The 17,041-nt window shown below is 41.6% G+C and carries 14 protein-coding genes; 13 read left to right on the plus strand and 1 reads right to left on the minus strand.

The window, feature by feature from the left end; all coding sequences use genetic code 11:
• Positions 1–57: 57 nt before the first annotated feature.
• The 13 genes from D0T50_RS05880 (at position 58) to D0T50_RS05940 (ending at position 14,581) form a co-directional block, all read left to right on the plus strand.
• Entirely contained in the window at positions 58–1,533 is a 1,476-nt protein-coding gene (locus D0T50_RS05880; RefSeq protein WP_163222587.1) for a TolC family protein, read from the plus strand.
• Positions 1,534–1,575: 42 nt separating this feature from the next.
• Positions 1,576–2,931 (plus strand): sigma-54 dependent transcriptional regulator, encoded by a 1,356-nt coding sequence (locus tag D0T50_RS05885; protein WP_163222588.1) that lies wholly within the window; start codon positions 1,576–1,578, stop codon positions 2,929–2,931.
• An 18-nt stretch (positions 2,932–2,949) separates the two neighbouring features.
• Positions 2,950–4,236: a PAS domain-containing sensor histidine kinase gene (locus tag D0T50_RS05890; RefSeq protein ID WP_163222589.1), complete on the plus strand. Its 1,287-nt coding sequence runs from the start codon at positions 2,950–2,952 to the stop codon at positions 4,234–4,236.
• A gap of 251 nt (positions 4,237–4,487) precedes the next feature.
• Complete coding sequence (locus D0T50_RS05895; protein ID WP_163222590.1) at positions 4,488–5,786, plus strand: inositol-3-phosphate synthase; 1,299 nt, start codon at positions 4,488–4,490, stop codon at positions 5,784–5,786.
• Between the two features lie 60 nt (positions 5,787–5,846).
• Entirely contained in the window at positions 5,847–6,548 is a 702-nt protein-coding gene (locus D0T50_RS05900) for an NTP transferase domain-containing protein (protein WP_163222591.1), read from the plus strand.
• Positions 6,549–6,550: 2 nt separating this feature from the next.
• Positions 6,551–7,417: a hypothetical protein gene (locus D0T50_RS05905; protein WP_163222592.1), complete on the plus strand. Its 867-nt coding sequence runs from the start codon at positions 6,551–6,553 to the stop codon at positions 7,415–7,417.
• Complete coding sequence (locus D0T50_RS05910) at positions 7,410–8,336, plus strand: CDP-alcohol phosphatidyltransferase family protein (protein ID WP_163222593.1); 927 nt, start codon at positions 7,410–7,412, stop codon at positions 8,334–8,336. The genes D0T50_RS05905 and D0T50_RS05910 overlap by 8 nt, the downstream gene beginning before the upstream one ends.
• On the plus strand, positions 8,326–9,327 hold the full coding sequence (locus tag D0T50_RS05915) for a lysylphosphatidylglycerol synthase transmembrane domain-containing protein (RefSeq protein ID WP_163222594.1): 1,002 nt from the start codon (positions 8,326–8,328) through the stop codon (positions 9,325–9,327). The genes D0T50_RS05910 and D0T50_RS05915 overlap by 11 nt, the downstream gene beginning before the upstream one ends.
• Complete coding sequence (locus tag D0T50_RS05920) at positions 9,311–10,021, plus strand: HAD family hydrolase (protein ID WP_163222595.1); 711 nt, start codon at positions 9,311–9,313, stop codon at positions 10,019–10,021. Before D0T50_RS05915 ends, D0T50_RS05920 begins: the two co-directional genes overlap by 17 nt.
• A 128-nt stretch (positions 10,022–10,149) precedes the next feature.
• The gene (locus tag D0T50_RS05925) at positions 10,150–11,523 is read left to right on the plus strand and encodes a tryptophanase (RefSeq protein ID WP_163222596.1); all 1,374 of its coding nucleotides are present in this window, start codon (positions 10,150–10,152) and stop codon (positions 11,521–11,523) included.
• Positions 11,524–11,628: 105 nt separating this feature from the next.
• Positions 11,629–11,967, plus strand: coding sequence for a hypothetical protein (locus D0T50_RS05930; protein WP_163222597.1), 339 nt, complete (start codon positions 11,629–11,631; stop codon positions 11,965–11,967).
• A 391-nt stretch (positions 11,968–12,358) separates the two neighbouring features.
• Positions 12,359–13,477 carry a metallophosphoesterase gene (locus D0T50_RS05935; protein WP_163222598.1) on the plus strand — a complete coding sequence of 373 codons (1,119 nt, stop codon included), beginning with the start codon at positions 12,359–12,361 and terminating at the stop codon, positions 13,475–13,477.
• 45 nt (positions 13,478–13,522) lie between these two features.
• Entirely contained in the window at positions 13,523–14,581 is a 1,059-nt protein-coding gene (locus D0T50_RS05940; RefSeq protein WP_163222599.1) for a serine hydrolase, read from the plus strand.
• Here D0T50_RS05940 and D0T50_RS05945 read toward each other — a convergent pair.
• Entirely contained in the window at positions 14,578–16,260 is a 1,683-nt protein-coding gene (locus tag D0T50_RS05945) for a B12-binding domain-containing radical SAM protein (RefSeq protein WP_163222600.1), read from the minus strand. The two genes, D0T50_RS05940 and D0T50_RS05945, sit on opposite strands and share 4 nt — an antisense overlap.
• Positions 16,261–17,041: the final 781 nt, after the last annotated feature.

The raw sequence follows: 17,041 nt of genomic DNA on the forward strand, positions 1-17,041 counted from the left end.
TACTTAGCTTTTTGGCACGCGCTTTGACTATCTCTTTTCAATTAAAAGAATAAATGTATGAAAAGAAAAATAGTAAGTTGTTTATTGGTGTGTATACTACCCTTTGGTGTGTGGGCGCAACAAGATAGGGAGATAACACTGAACGAAGCCATAGCATTGGCAAGGGTACAATCGGTTGACGCGGCGGTAGCCCTCAACGAATTGAAAACCGCCTATTGGGAATATCGCACTTATCGTGCCGATTTGTTGCCCGAAGTGAATTTTGCAGGTACGCTGCCTTCCTACAACAAATCTTATAACGCCTACCAACAGTCTGATGGCTCCTATACCTTTGTGCGCAATAATAACATTGAGCTGTCCGGCGAGCTCTCTATCGACCAAAGCATCTGGCTTACAGGTGGTACACTCTCCTTAACCTCTTCTATTGATTACCTGAAACAGTTGGGGGCGGGTGGCAGTAAGCAATTTATGTCCGTTCCTATTGCTGTGAAACTAAATCAGCCCGTGTTTGGTGTGAATCAGGCAAAGTGGAACAGACGCATTGAGCCCGTTCGTTATGCCGAAGCTAAGGCAGCATTTATATCGGCAACAGAGGAAGTAACGATGAAGACCATTACTTACTTCTTTCAGTTGTTACTTGCCAAAGAAGGACTTGCTACCGAAAAACAAAATCGCGAAAATGCCGAAAAGCTATATGAAGTAGCTAAAGCCAAGCGACAAATGGGGCAAATTTCCGAGAATGACCTATTGCAACTGAAACTCTCGGCTTTGCAAGCCAAGGCTGCTGTAACCGAAAACGAAAGCAACCTGAACGCTAAGATGTTTCAATTACGTTCGTTCCTCGGCCTTTCCGAAGATCAGGTTCTTCAACCGGTTATTCCGCAATCGGTTCCCGAAGTAGATATTGCTTATAGTAGTGTATTGGACAAAGCACAGACCAACAACTCCTTTGCACAAAATGTACGCCGCCGTCAGCTGCAGGCAGATTACGATGTGGCTGTTTCAAAAGGAAATTTACGAAGCGTCAACCTTTTTGCCAACATTGGTTATGCAGGTCGTGACAAGGATTTTTCGTCTGCGTACGAAAATCTCCTGAACAACCAAGTGGTTGAGGTAGGTGTAAAGATACCTCTCCTTGACTGGGGGAAGCGCCGCGGTAAGGTAAAGGTAGCTCAAAGCAACCGGGAGGTAGTACAGTCGCGCCTGCGTCAGGAACAGATGAACTTTAATCAAAATATATTTCTGCTGGTGGCTAACTTCAATAATCAGGCTGCACAGTTGGCTATAGCCGATGAAGCGGATGCCATTGCGCAGAAACGCTATAAATCCAGTATCGAAACATTCCTGATAGGTAAAATAAATACCTTAGACCTCAATGATGCACAGAACTCAAAAGATCAGGCACGGCAGAAGTATATCTCCGAAATGTATTACTATTGGCATTACTTTTATCAAATTCGCAGCTTGACGCTTTGGGATTATGAGAAAAACAGTGAGCTTCAGGTTGATTTTGAAGAAGTAGTGCGGAGGTAACTCCAAAAATATTACTTTTGTATGTAACTAAAGAAAAAAGTTATGATACTGATAATTGATGATGATGCTTCCATACGTTCCTCTTTGTGCTTTATGCTAAAGCGGGCAGGCTATGAGGTACAGGCAGTGGCTTCTCCTAAAGAAGCCATTGAGGTAGTGCGCGCCGGAAAGCCATCGCTCATGTTGATGGATATGAACTTTTCTTTATCTACTTCGGGTGAAGAAGGCTTGACACTGCTGAAACAGGTAAAACTATTCCTACCCGATGTGCCTGTTATCTTGATGACGGCATGGGGTAGTATTCAGTTGGCGGTACAGGGGATGCAGGCAGGTGCTTTTGACTTTGTTACCAAGCCATGGAACAATGCCGCTCTGTTACAGCGTATAGAAACCGCCCTGCAGCTAACCAATGCTTCGCCCATAAAGGTACAGGAAGTAGAACAAAACAGACTACGACGGGAGAAGATAATAGGCAATTCGAAGGAACTTAATGAAGTACTGAATACCGTCTCTCGCATATCCCGCACCAATGCTTCGGTACTTATAACCGGAGAAAGTGGTACTGGAAAAGAGCTCATAGCCGAAGCCATTCATAACAATAGCCAACGAGAGAAGAAACCTTTTGTGAAGGTGAACCTCGGTGGTATTTCGCAAAGCCTTTTCGAGAGCGAGATGTTTGGTCATAAGAAAGGTGCCTTTACCGATGCTTCGTCAGATAGGGTAGGGCGGTTTGAACTGGCAGATAAAGGAACGATCTTCCTCGATGAAATAGGAGAACTGGATGTGTCTTGTCAGGTTAAATTGCTTAGGGTGCTGCAAGACCAAACTTTTGAAGTACTGGGAGATAGTCGCCCTCGCAAGGTAGACCTCCGCGTGGTAAGCGCCACCAATGCCGACTTGCGCAAAATGGTAAGCGAACGTTCTTTTCGTGAAGATTTGTTTTACCGTATTAATTTGATTACCATACACCTCACCGCACTGCGCGAACGTCGGACTGATATACCTTTGTTGGTTGACCATTTCGCCTCCAACCTTATCCAAACAAATGGTTTGCCGGCGGTGGAGATATCTTCGGAAGCCATGAGTTATCTTACCCGTTTGCCTTATTCGGGAAATATTCGCGAACTGAAGAACTTGGTGGAGCGCACCATCTTAATCAACGGAAAAGAACGCTTAGATACGATCGACTTTGAAAAGATGTATCAGGGAGGCAAGGGAGAGAAACAGGCTGACGTTTCGTTGTCGGGTATGACGTTGGATGAAATAGAACAACGCACTATTTTACAAACGCTCGATCGCTATAAAGGAAATCTTAGTCAGGTGGCACTAGCGCTTGGCATTAGTCGCGCCGCACTTTACCGACGGTTGGAGAAATATAATATAAAGGTGAACGAATAACAAGAGTCACACAGGGAAATGAGAATAAGAGGTCTTTATATCATATTCGCTACGCTGCTATTTGTCATATTGGGGTTACTCGGATATGCTGGCGCAAAATCCACCCCTTGGCTCTTCTATACCATCGAAGGAATGATAATCCTTGTGTTTGTTTATCTCATCGTATTCTATAACAAAATAATAAAACCTTTGCGCACCATTGGCAATGGTATGGAATTGCTTAACGCACAAGACTTTAGTAGCAGGTTGAGTAGGGTGGGCGAGTTCGAAGCAGACAAGGTTGTGGATATCTTCAATCGCATGATGGAGCAACTCAAGGATGAACGGCTACGATTGCGCGAGCAGAATCACTTTCTTGATTTATTGATTAAAGCGTCGCCTATGGGTGTTATTATTGTTTCGCTCGATGACGAAATAACAGAAACTAACCCTATGGCATTGCAGCTGCTTAATGTACCGGTTATAGAAGGTACTAAACTGTCGGCACTAAACTCTCCTTTGGCAGCCGAGCTGGCAACGATTCCTCGTGGCGAAAGCAAGGCAGTGAGGTTGGGCGATGCCAATACGTATAAATGCACCCACTCTTCGTTTATTAATAAGGGTTTTCCGCAATCATTCTACCTTATAGAAAGCCTTACCGACGAGGTGATGAAAGCCGAAAAGAAAGCCTACGAAAAGGTGATACGCATGATTGCCCACGAGGTTAATAACACCACCGCAGGCATTTCTTCAACCCTCGATTCGCTTAACGACGCCCTCGCTGAAATAGATAACACCGAAGATATCAGTGAAGTGATGCAAGTATGTATAGACCGTTGTTACTCCATGAGTCAGTTTATTACCCGTTTTGCCGATGTGGTGAAAATACCCGAACCACACACCACTCAAACCAACTTGAATGAGCTGGTGTTAACTTGTATCCGTTTTATGGAACAAATGTGCCGGGAAAGGAACATTACCATTGCACTCCAGGCAGAAGCCTCGCCAATTGTGATGTTGGATGCCTCGCTCTTTGAGCAGGTGTTTGTCAACATTATAAAGAACTCTATAGAGAGTATTGGGTGCAACGGAAATATTATAATACGTACTACTGCACAACCATCTGTTGAATTTATAGACAACGGAAAAGGTATCAGCAAAGCGGTGGAAGAAAAATTATTTAGTCCTTTCTTTTCGACTAAACCCAATGGGCAAGGAATTGGGCTAATCTTTATTCGTGAAGTGTTGATACAGCATGATTGTGCTTTCTCGTTGCGTACCTACTCTGATGGTTTGACAAAATTTTGTATCACCTTCCCCAAGTAGAAGCTTTATCTTTGGCCTACAGGGTTTCCCCTCTCTTCCTCTATCAAAAACCCAAATAGTGAAAAAAACAGTAAAATTGTATAAATGATTAATAGTACAATCCTCTTTTTTGTTTAGTTCTATTTTTCTTTAATAATTTTGGTTGTGAAAAGCAAAACATGTCAAATTACTTTTGAAAAAAAACTTCTGTATTCTAAGATAATTGGTTAGTTTTGCAATTATTAATTATAATAAAATAACAAAATAGCGAAATGAAGAACGATATTAAACCTGCTACGGGTAAATTAGGTATCCTGGTAGTGGGACTTGGTGGAGCTGTTTCTTCAACTTTTGTAGTTGGAACATTGGCAGTTCGTAAAGGGTTATCTACACCCATCGGCTCAATAACACAATTGGCTACAATCAGATTAGGAAAACGAAATGAGAACAACTTCCCTAAAATTAAAGATGTAGTTCCTTTGTCAGACCTGAACGACCTTGTTTTTGGTGGCTGGGATATCTTTAGCGAAGATGTGTACGAAGCCTCTGTACATGCCGAAGTACTTTCACAAAAAGACTTGGATGGTGTGAAAGACGAACTCAAAGCCATTAAGCCAATGCCGGCAGCTTTTGACCAGGAATGGGTGAAACGTTTACACGGAACACATGTGAAAAACGCACCAACCCGCTGGGAACTGACTGAGCAAATCCGTAAAGATATTCGTGACTTCAAACAAGCCAATGGTTGCGACCGTGTGGTAGTTATTTGGTCGGCAAGTACAGAAGTGTATCTACCTATGTGCGAGGAACATAAAACACTTGCGTCGTTGGAGAAAGCGATGAAAGAAAACAAAACAGATGTCATCTCGCCAAGTATGTGTTATGCCTACGCTGCTATTGCCGAAGGAGCTCCTTACATTATGGGCGCACCCAACCTTTGCGTAGACATTCCTGCCATGTGGGAATTTGCCGCACAAAAGCAAGTGGCTATCTGTGGTAAAGACTACAAAACCGGTCAGACAATGTTGAAGACTGTATTGGCTCCGATGTTGAAAACCCGTATGTTGGGATTGAGCGGATGGTTCTCTACCAATATTTTAGGAAACCGTGATGGTGAGGTTCTCGATGATCCGGATTCATTCAAGACTAAAGAAGTGAGCAAATTATCGGTTATTGATACAATACTTCAGCCCGAACTATATCCCGAACTGTACGGAGATGTATATCACAAAGTGCGTATTAACTACTACCCACCACGCAAAGACAATAAAGAAGGTTGGGACAATATAGACCTTGTGGGCTGGATGGGTTACCCTATGCAGTTGAAGGTGGACTTCCTTTGTCGCGACTCAATTCTTGCCGCACCGCTCTGTCTGGACTTGGTATTGTTTGCTGACTTGGCGCAACGCGCAGGTATGAGTGGTATTCAGGATTGGTTGTCATTCTATTTCAAGAGCCCAATGCACGACTTTGACCACATCCCCGAACACGATTTGTTCATTCAATATACCAAATTGAAGAACACACTTCGTAAGATGATTGGCGAAGAGACTATAGATTATTTAGATTAATATAATATAATGGAGGGTGGTCAAAAAGAAGACACTCCCTCCATTTTTGCTTTTAAAGAAATGAATTTTGCTGTCATAGCAGCGGGGCAGGGGTCTCGCTTAGTTGCCGAAGGGGTCGGAGTATCAAAACCATTATTGGAGATAAACGGTGAAAAGATGATAGAACGTCTTTTCCGTATTTTCTTGGCAAACGGTGCTACTTCAATCAGCGTAATCATTAACGAAGAAATGACAGATGTTCGTCAGTTTCTTCAATCGCTGGAACTCCCCATTCCGTTCAACCTCATTATTAAAAGTACACCCGATTCATTACATAGTTTTTACGAACTGTCGCGCTTCCTTGAAGGAGGAAAGTTTTGTCTAACCACGGTTGACCCTATATTTCGCGAAGAAGAGTTTGCCGCTTACATTGAAGCCTTTCGCCGGGATACCGCCAGTGATGCTTTTATGGCTGTTACCGATTATATAGACGATGAGAAACCACTTTATGTACAAACCGATGAGGCGCTGCACATTGTTGACTTCTTGGACCAATTTGCGCCGGGTGTAAAGTATGTGTCGGGTGGAGTATATGGCATGAACGAACGTGTACTTGCATTGTTTCAACAAGCTATGCAAGAAGGGCTTTCGCGTATGCGAAACTTTCAACGAATGATTGTGCGTTCAGGGCTACAGGCTACGGCATATCCTTTTTCTAAAATAATAGACGTAGACCACGAGTCGGATATAAAGAAGGCACAATTATTTATTCAAGATAATTAGCAATGAAGTATATGGAAATTGCAGCGGTTAAAAGACACACCTTATTCTCTCCCAATAATATAGGCAACGATGCCCTTATCTTTGAAGCGGTTTGCGCGGCATTGAAAGTGGCAGGGCTGAAGGTGAATCAATATACCGAGCAAGAATTTCTTAGTAAAGATATAAACGAAGACGTAGTGGTTACTATGCTTCGTAACGAAGAAGCTGTGCACAAACTACAACAGTTTGAAAAACGTGGTGGACTGGCTGTGAATTCGGGGTTTGGTATAGAGAATTGTACCCGCGAAAAAATGACACGTCTTCTATTAGAAAACAATATACCACATCCTCAAAGCACTATTGTTGATGTAAAGGAACTGGTTACAGCCTTTCCTGCCAATGAAGAAGTGAGTCCCTGCTGGGTAAAGCGTGGAGATTTTCATGCTATTCATCAAGAAGACGTAACCTATGTGCGCAATGCACAGAACTTGCGTGAAATTATGTCCGAGTATGCATTGCGCGGTATTAAAAAAGTTGTTATCAACGAACACCTCGAAGGCGATTTACTTAAATTCTACGGTGTGGCGGGTACTCCTTTCTTTTATCACTTCTATCCTTTCGAGAAGAACCACAGTAAGTTTGGTCACGAAACTATCAACGGCAAACCCGAAGGAATTCCTTTCTCGACAGAGCAACTAAAACAGATTTGCGATGCTGCTGCCCGGGTATTGAATGTAGATGTTTATGGAGGCGATTGTATTATTTCGCAAGACGGTAGCATACGTATCATTGACTTTAACGACTGGCCAAGTTTCGCACCTTGCCGCGAACAGGCCGGAGAAATGATTGCAACTGCTATCCTGCAAAAAATAAAGAATTATCATGGCTAACGGAGAAAATTCTACTATAGAGTCTACACTGAAATCGATGGATACGGAAGAACCCATTGATTTGGTGTTTTATAGACCCATCGGTTATGGATGGGCATTATTGTTTCGCAAGTTGGGTGTACATCCCAATACGGTAACGATTGCCTCTATTGTAATAGGTGTAGCGGCAGGAGTGTTTTTTTATTTCGATAGCTTATACTATAATATAATAGGTATGCTGTTGCTTATTTGGGCAAACTCTTACGATAGTGCTGATGGGCAATTGGCACGGCTTACCGGACAAAAAACACAAATAGGTAGAGCATTGGATGGAATAGCAGGCGATTTTTGGTTCGCCTCCATTTACATTGCCATTTGTTTACGCCTTATGCCGGATTGGTCGTATTATATTTGGCTTATGGCTGCTTTGGCTGGCCTTTGTCACAGCAAACAAGCTGCTATGGCAGATTATTATCGCAATGTGCATCTCTTTTTCTTAAAAGGGAAAGCAGGGAGCGAGTTGGACAACTCCGTGCAAGAGCAAGAATCTTACAACGCGTTGCCTTGGAAAGGAAATTTTGTAGCGAAGGTCTATCACTTTCTTTACGCACGATACACAGCCGGGCAAGAAAAACAATCACCTAAGTTCCAGGCTTTCTTTATGTATGTACGGCAATGTTATGGCGAAAACATTCCAAAATCCCTTGCCGACGAGTTTCGCGCAGCTAGCAAACCACTAATGAAATACACTAATATCCTCTCCTTTAACACACGGGTCTTGGTGCTATTTATCGGTTTGTTTGTTCAGATGCCGTGGATTTATTTTATCTTTGAACTGACAATCCTGAATGGACTGCTCATTTATATGATTTATAAACACGAAGCGCTTAGTAAGCGACTACACAACCAACTAAAAGAGAGTAACCCCAGTGAAGAGTAAGTATCGCAATATTTTTCTTGGTTTTGGAGTAATTGCCGTTATTATTATGTTGTTCACGTTCGATATGGACTATACCGAACTGTGGGCCAATCTAAAACGCGCAGGTTATTATTTCCCCTTGATAGTGTTGCTTTGGTTTTTTATTTACCTGCTCAATGGACTTTCCTGGTACGAAATCATTCGCGATGGAAAACAAACATATGTACCTTTTCTTCGCGTCTTCAAACTAACGATAACTGGTTTTGCCCTTAATTACGTAACACCCGGTGGATTGATGGGTGGCGAACCTTATCGTATTATGGAGTTGAAACCCTATGTTGGTGTAGAACGTGCCACCTCTTCGGTTATTCTCTACGTAATGATGCATATCTTTTCGCACTTTTGTTTTTGGCTTGTGGCAGTACTGATATACATTTGTCTATACCCCATAAATACCTTTATGAGTATTGTGTTGAGTGTTACCATTGTGTTTTGTGCTTTCTTTGTGATACTCTTTATTCGCGGATACCGGTTGGGTATGGCGGTTGCCTTTGTGCGGGTGTGTGGTAAGATACCTTTTCTGAAGAAATATGCCAGAAACTTTGCCGAGAAACACAAAGAAGCCCTTCAGAACATTGATAAACAGATTGCATTGCTGCACCAAAAGCGCAAACGTACCTTTTACTTCGCTCTTTCTATGGAATTTGTAGCTCGGGTATTGGGCTGTCTGGAGGTATGGCTTATATTAAATATACTCTCTACCAATGTGAACTTTATAAGTTGCATCCTGATTGTAGCTTTCTCATCGCTTATCGCCAACTTGCTTTTCTTTATGCCTATGCAAGTGGGAGGTAGAGAAGGAGGGTTTGCCATTGCCGTAGGTAGCTTGCAATTATCGGGAGCATACGGTGTGTATACGGCGTTGATAACCCGTGTGCGCGAATTGATTTGGATCGTTATTGGGCTTGCCCTGATGAAAATAGGAAACAAGAAGCATGAAGAAACTAACTAATATAAAGGTGGTAGCGTTTGACTACGGTGGCACACTAGATTTGCCCGGGCTGCATTGGTTTTCGTTTTTGTGGGAACTGGTGCAGACAAAACTTACGGGAGACATCACCGTTACCCGCGAAGAGTTTTGGGATGCTTATGTGTTTGGCGAACGCGAGTTGGAGAAACACCCCATCCCAACTACAACCGGGTTGTTCGAAAACCTGCTTTTTAAGAGTCGATACGAAATGGACTATCTGGCGAAGCATATTCTATCCCTGACCAATGATGATAAAGAACGACTTGCGCTGAAACTAACCGAAGCGGCAACTACCTCTATAACCGAAGGTACCTATGCCGAAAGTCGCGAAGTGCTCTCCAAACTATATGGTAAATACCAACTTTTTATCGTTTCCAATTATTACGGAAATCTTAAAACGGTGCTGCAAGAGGCAGACTTCCTGCGCTTCATCGACGTATTGATAGATTCTACTCTGGTAGGACTTCGCAAACCCGATCCTGCCATCTGGCAATTAGCCATTGACTCGGCGTGTGTTCCTGCCGAACAAATTCTTGTAGTGGGCGACTCTATGAAGAATGATATTGCTCCTGCCATGAGTTTGGGATGCCAAACCGCTTGGCTAACCAAAAACCCCGATGAAGACTACAACGGAATCGTTATTGGAACCTTGTCCGAATTATTAGATATACTCTAATATCTTTCTTGTTTTATAGCAAAAAGTCAGTAATTTTTGTTTTGTATCGAAAATAATTACTAAATTCGACACGAAAATATCTATATTAACCAAAACATCTGACTTATTGTCAATTAAAACGTAATGCCATGGAATTACCATTTGCCGAATCATGGAAAATAAAGATGGTGGAACCCATCCGTAAAAGTACCCGTGAAGAACGGGAACAGTGGATTAAAGAAGCGTACTACAACGTGTTTCAACTTAAATCCGAACAAGTATATATAGATCTTATTACTGACTCAGGGACCGGATCAATGAGTGATCGTCAGTGGGCGGCATTAATGTTGGGTGACGAGAGTTACGCCGGAGCCAGCTCATTCTTCAATTTGAAAGAAACCATCCAAAAAATTACCGGATTTGAATACGTAATTCCTACTCATCAAGGAAGGGCGGCAGAGAATGTGCTCTTCTCTTATTTAGTTAAAGAGGGAAATGTAATACCCGGTAACTCACATTTTGATACGACAAAAGGGCACATTGAAGCACGCAAAGCAGTTGCTTTGGACTGCACCATCGACGATGCTAAAAATACCCAGTTGGAGCTCCCGTTCAAAGGTAATGTGGACATCAAGAAATTGGAGGATGCTCTACAGAAGTACAGCGATCGTATCCCGTTTATTATTGTAACCATCACTAATAATACTGCCGGCGGACAACCTGTGTCTATGCAAAATATGAAAGATGTGCGTGCTCTAGCCAATAAGTACAACAAACCTGTGTTGTTTGATTCGGCTCGCTTTGCCGAGAATGCATACTTCATTAAGACGCGCGAAGAAGGCTATCAAAATAAAACCATAAAGGAAATTTGTCTTGAAACATTTGCCCTTGCCGACGGTATGACCATGAGTGCCAAGAAAGATGGTATTGTAAACATGGGTGGCTTCATTGCTACACGTAAAGAAGAGTGGTTTGAAGGTGCTAAAGGATACTGCGTACAGTACGAAGGATACCTTACTTACGGTGGAATGAATGGACGCGACATGAATGCACTCGCGGTAGGATTGGACGAAAACACGGAGTTCGACAATTTAGAAACCCGCATACAACAAGTAGCTTATTTGGCACAACGTTTAGACGAATTCGGCATTCCCTATCAACGTCCTGCAGGTGGGCATGCTATTTTTGTTGATGCCCCTAAAGTCCTGACGCATGTACCTAAAGAAGAATTTCCGGCACAAACGCTTACGGTAGAATTGTATCTCGAAGCCGGTATTCGTGGCTGCGAAATAGGTTACCTGCTTGCCGACCGCGACCCTATTACCCGTGAAAATCGTTTTGGTGGTATAGACTTGTTACGCCTTGCTATTCCACGACGTGTTTACACCAACAACCACATGGATGTAATTGCAGTTGCTTTGAAAAATGTTTTCGATCGTAGAGAGACTATTACACGTGGAGTTCGTATTGCTTGGGAAGCACCTATTATGCGTCATTTTACAGTAAAATTGGAAAAACTCTAAAAAAGCAGTAAACACTAAAACAATTTATGTCTGGCTTTGTTATTAGTATAATTTATGAATGCTTTGCGAAATCATAGCATGTACTAATCCTAACAAAAGAAGAGAATGAGAAAAATTGTTTTTGTAACTGCGCTGTTATCATTTATGCTGCTGACATCTTGCGGGAATGATAATAAAAAGGAGGTTGGTGGTATTGCTTCGGCAGGACAGACTGATCTTGTGAAAACTTCTATAGAAGATAGTAAGGGAAACAAAATGAATATTGTTTTTGACAATATAAAAGGAGTTGCCACAGTCGAGTTTAATGGAACCAAATTTCAACTAAACCGTGACACAACAGCTTCGGGAGTGAAGATGATGAATGATAAATATCTTTATGAAGAGTGGCAAGGACACATCACTTTAAAGAAAAACGGCGAAGTGGTATTTGATAATAAGCAATAACTTTTTTGCAGATAGATAGGAAAGCCTCTGTGGTGTAAAAGTACCTCAGGGGCTTTTTGTTTGTAACTTTATCGTAACAACATTCTTAAAATATGTAGCAAACTTATTAATCAATGTTATAAAAGAAGTGTTTCTTGCTGGTTTGTTTGCAGAATACCAGGTTTGCCCTTACATTTGTATAGTGTTTTTCATAGTATTAGATTTAAGGTTAATAAAGATTGGTTGCTCGTGATGAGTGACCTTTTTTTTTATCCATACAATTCATTATATTTACGGCATGAAAACAACATATCCCGAAATAACACAATGCGATTGGTGTAAAATCAATCTTATTTGTATAGCTTATCATGATTTATTAAGAATTCGTTTTATCTAAAAAAACAGCTGAAATATGAAAACATTTCAATTCCTTTTGATGCTTTTAATCCTTTCTGGTATTAATTTCTATGTTATATATCGCTTGGTTTATATGTTACCTGCGATACTGGCTGCACGCGGCACTGTGCTTGTTGTTGGCATTTTGGCCTTTCTTTCATTCTTTCTTTCGTTCTTGATGCGAGATATACTTCCAGTAGGTATTGCTTCTTGCTTATATAAAATAGGTACTTCGTGGATTGTTATAGCACTTTATTTTGCGTTGATATTCTTGCTGTTTGATATTATTCGCATAACAGGGTTGCTACCGATAGGAAAAATATTGCATAAGAGTTGGATTGGTTTTGGTGGAGTCGTTGGTTTTGTGACTTTAGTTATGATATTCGGTTATTTCAATTATCAGAAGAAAGATAGGGTTGAGCTGAATATTAGTACGGCTAAAGGGGTAGCAACAGGTGCTCCTTTGAAAATCGTAGCCATTAGTGACTTGCATCTGGGCTATAGTATAGGTGTTGATGAATTGAAGGGGTGGATAGATCTTATTAATAAGGAGAATCCGGACGTGGTGCTTATAGCAGGCGACTTGATTGATAATGCTGTTCAGCCACTTGAGGAAGGTGGCTTTGCCAATGTGCTGAAAACCATTAAGGCTAAATATGGAGTTTACATGGCACTGGGCAATCACGAATATATTTCGGGAGTTAAGGAGAGTGAAGAATTTCTTCAGAAGACCGGAATTAAAGTGTTGCGTGATGAAGCTAAGCTGATAAATAATCAATTCTACATAGTTGGTCGTGATGATAGAGCTTATTTTGGACGCAAGAAAATTTGGGATTTAACCGATCCATTGGATAAAACCAAGCCTATTATTGTAATCGATCACCAACCTTTTGAGTTGGAAGAGGTAGAACAGTTTAATGTGGATTTGCAAGTGTCTGGACATACACATGATGGACAAGTATGGCCTATCTCGCTGATTACTAAAGCTATTTATGAGAAATCGCATGGTTATCTGCAGAAAGGAAATTCGCATATTTATGTTACTTCGGGCATTGGCCTGTGGGGTGGAAAGTATCGTATCGGCACCAATTCCGAGTATGCGGTGATTAATATGAATTTTGGACAAACTCATTAAGTGATGATAAGGGCGTATCTTTTGTTTCTATTTGTATTGCTCTTTATGGGAGCATGTACAACGACTTCGGCAGATGATTTGATGGTTGCCGAAACCCAGAAAATAGCAGAAGAAGCAACACTTCCGCTGATTCAGCTGGAGTATGTACACAAAAAGCATACGCTTTCCTTTGAGCTTTCGCAGATAGACTCTGTGCCGGCTTCTGCCAACTCTTCTACCGTTTTTCAGGCAGCTTCGTTGAGTAAGCCGGTGTTTGCCTACATCGTATTACGTATGCTCGATAAAGGATCGATAGATCTCGATGCGCCTGTTGCCACTTATACGGATGTGGATCGCTTTGAGAATAAAGAATGGGCGTGGAGAATTACCCCTCGTATGGTGCTTAGTCATCGTACGGGATTGTATAATTGGGCTGCCGGACCTTCGGGTGACGCGTGGCCAACTTCGAAAATCTCTTTCCTTTATGAACCCGATTCCATCTTTAGCTATTCGGGTGAAGCTTTTGCTTTCTTGCAGCGTGCCGTAGAAAATATTGAAGGAAAATCTTTGCAGGAAATAGCCGAAAGAGAAGTCTTTGTTCCTTTTGATATGCCAAATACTAGCTATGGTTGGAAAGAGAACTATACGCTGATTGCCGCCGATGGCTACAACCGTGAAGGTGGAAATGCAGGTAAGTACAGATATGCTCGCGAGAGTTCGGCCTACACATTACGTACTTCGGCAAAAGAATATTCACGTTTTATTAAAAACGCATTGATTGATGGCGTAGGCTTGAAGCCCGAAACCCATCGTCTGATGCTTACGCCTACGGGTGTTGCTCAAAGGAATAAAATAGAGCGTCCGTATGATAAGCAGATAACATGGGGGCTTGGTATAGGGATAGAACATAACGAAGAGCTAGGTGATATTTATCATCACTGGGGCGATAACGGAAACTTCAAGGCACTGTTTGTTATAGCTCCTAAGGTCGAGAAGTACTTAGTCTATTTTACCAATAGCCGAAAAGGACATGATATCATCGACGAGTTGTTACCTGTTTACTTCCATAACACCAAACCATTAACGCTTAGCGAGTGGATATCCAATGATGATTTTGGTTATTAATTGCTATTAGGGCAGTAGGTTATTTCCCTGCGGATGGTCTCGTTTTCTTCTTGCTCAAATACCGTTAACAGATATTTGTTTGAGCTTAATGTGTTAATTGCGGTTTTCTTTTCAACAATTTGCCGGGTGAGCTTATGTCTGTCTAAGAATGCTTTGTCTTGCCCAATCAGGTAAAGAAGTCTTTTCCTTTCGCCTTTTTCAAACTCTTCTTGCCAGTAGCCTTGTGGTCTGATGTGATAATTGTTGTAATAGTCTTTGCGCAATTCTGCAGATAAATCAATGTTTATAGATTGCAGGAAATTGTTGAGGAAACGAAACAAATCTTCCAGTTGATAGCCCCTTTGAGGATATCCTTGCTTATTATAATACAGTCCCAGTGCATCGAAAAACTCAAAATAGCCCCCCGCATAGTACGTGTCGAATATCTTGTTCATGCTTTGTTTGAATCGTCCGCTATTCCAGAATTTCTCTAAGGCATGTTCGGCATGGTGTATGCGTTGCAACTCTTCGACGGATATGGCTGCATTACAATATATTTCGTAAGGGGCTTGTTCGCTGTATTGGTAGCCATATTTTTCGGCATCATTGCGTAGTTTGGTTCCACGTAGCATTTTCAGAAAACCAAGTTGAACTTCTTTAGCACGCAGGGCAAATACGTCATTGAAAGAACGCATGAAGCGTGTGAATGTTTCGTGTGGCAGTCCGGCTATTAAGTCTAGGTGCATAGCCACTTTTCCTCCTTTCATTAGCTTCTGAATGTTTTCTGCCAATAGGCGGAAGTCTTGTTTGCGATTTACAGCAAGGTTTGTTGGCTCGTATGTAGATTGTATGCCTATCTCAAAACGAAAATAATCCTCAGGCAATTGTCTGTTGAGATATTCAATAACGTCATCGGTGAGCAGGTCGGCATAGACTTCAAACTGACAGCTAAGTCCCTTGCGGTAGTGCTTCATCAGGAAATCAAAAACAGAAAGCGTGTGTGTGCGGTTCAGGTTGAACGTACGATCGAGGAACTTAATCTGCCGCGCACCGGAATGAATCAAATACAAGAGGTTCTCTTGTATGTACTGCTCAGGGAAATATCTAACACCTTTCTCGCGTGAAGAAAGACAGTATTGGCATTGATAGGGACAACCTCGTGATGTTTCAAAGTAAACCATCCGATTACTAAGGTTCGCTTTGTCCTGTTCTAATTGGTAAGGGGAGGGGAGTTTGCTTAATTGCTCAAGATCGGCTTTTGCCACTATCAAACTAATGTTTTCCTTAATAGATACGCTGGGGATGGTTTTTGGTTTGTTGTTTTCGATAGCGTGCAATAATTTTCCCAATACGAACTCGCCTTCTCCACTAATAACATAGTCAATAGGCCACTCTTTCAGGAAGTGTTCCGGTTCGTAAGTTACCTCTGGTCCACCCAGAATAATGATAAGTTCCGGCTTCTGTTCCTTAAGTATTTTTATGAGCTTTTCGGTAGCAGTGACGTTCCAGATATAAACACTAAGCCCAAGTATATCGCATTGTGTGGCGAGGAGTTCGCTGGCAATTTTAGCAACATCCTCTTTGATAGTGAACTCCATAAACTCAATATCGAACCGTTCTTTGTTGGCTACATAGAGCCATCTTAGCGCAAGCGAAGTGTGTATGTATTTGGCATTGAGTGTGGAGAGTATTGTCTTCATTGTGCAAAGATACAAATATAACCTGTTGGCGAAAGAGCGAAAAATAGATTACTACACAATATTATATATGTTTTTTGTTTTTATTCGGCAGTCTCTAAGCAGTATTTCCATTTTTTTTCATTTATAGGATATAAAACTAACAAATTGGACTTAGGAGTGTTTTTACAAGGCGGTGGATTTAGCTGAAACAATTAACTATCGTTGCTTCTTTGTAAGAGAGGCTATCTTAAAACAAATATAAGATAGCCTCTTTCTTTACCTCGAACTTCCGCCCTTGTTTCCCCCTTTTTTTCGGTAACGTCACCCACAGAGTACAACGAACAGATTTCTTTTAGAGCCAAATTAACCCCTAATCCCCAAATTCTCACTGCCTTCCCCCTCCATTCTCACTGCCTTTTCCCAAATTCTCACTGACTTCTCCTTCCATTCTCACTGCTTTTTTTTCCCATTCTCACTGCCTTTCCTTTCCTTACCAACTGATAAAAACACGTTTTTTAGACCCATATGCGAGTTGTGTGTGTAATATAGGGTGGTGCCCCACCCACCACCTATACACACACATAAGGTTAAGTACTCTCCGGAAACGCATTTTTAACATTTCCCTGTGAAAAAAATATTCCTTCTTATTCCTTCTTATTCCTTTCTATTTCAGCCCTTTAGTTTCTTTCTTCTTTTTTTCTTTAAAAATAAAGTTTGATTTCTCTTGTTTTGAATTTAAAAGTCTCTATCTTTGCACCCGCTTTGCCAGAGGGCTTGGTTGTTTGCTTGACATGTTGATAAA

This window comes from Bacteroides sp. 214 (genome assembly GCF_010501015.1).
Classification (GTDB): domain Bacteria; phylum Bacteroidota; class Bacteroidia; order Bacteroidales; family Bacteroidaceae; genus Bacteroides.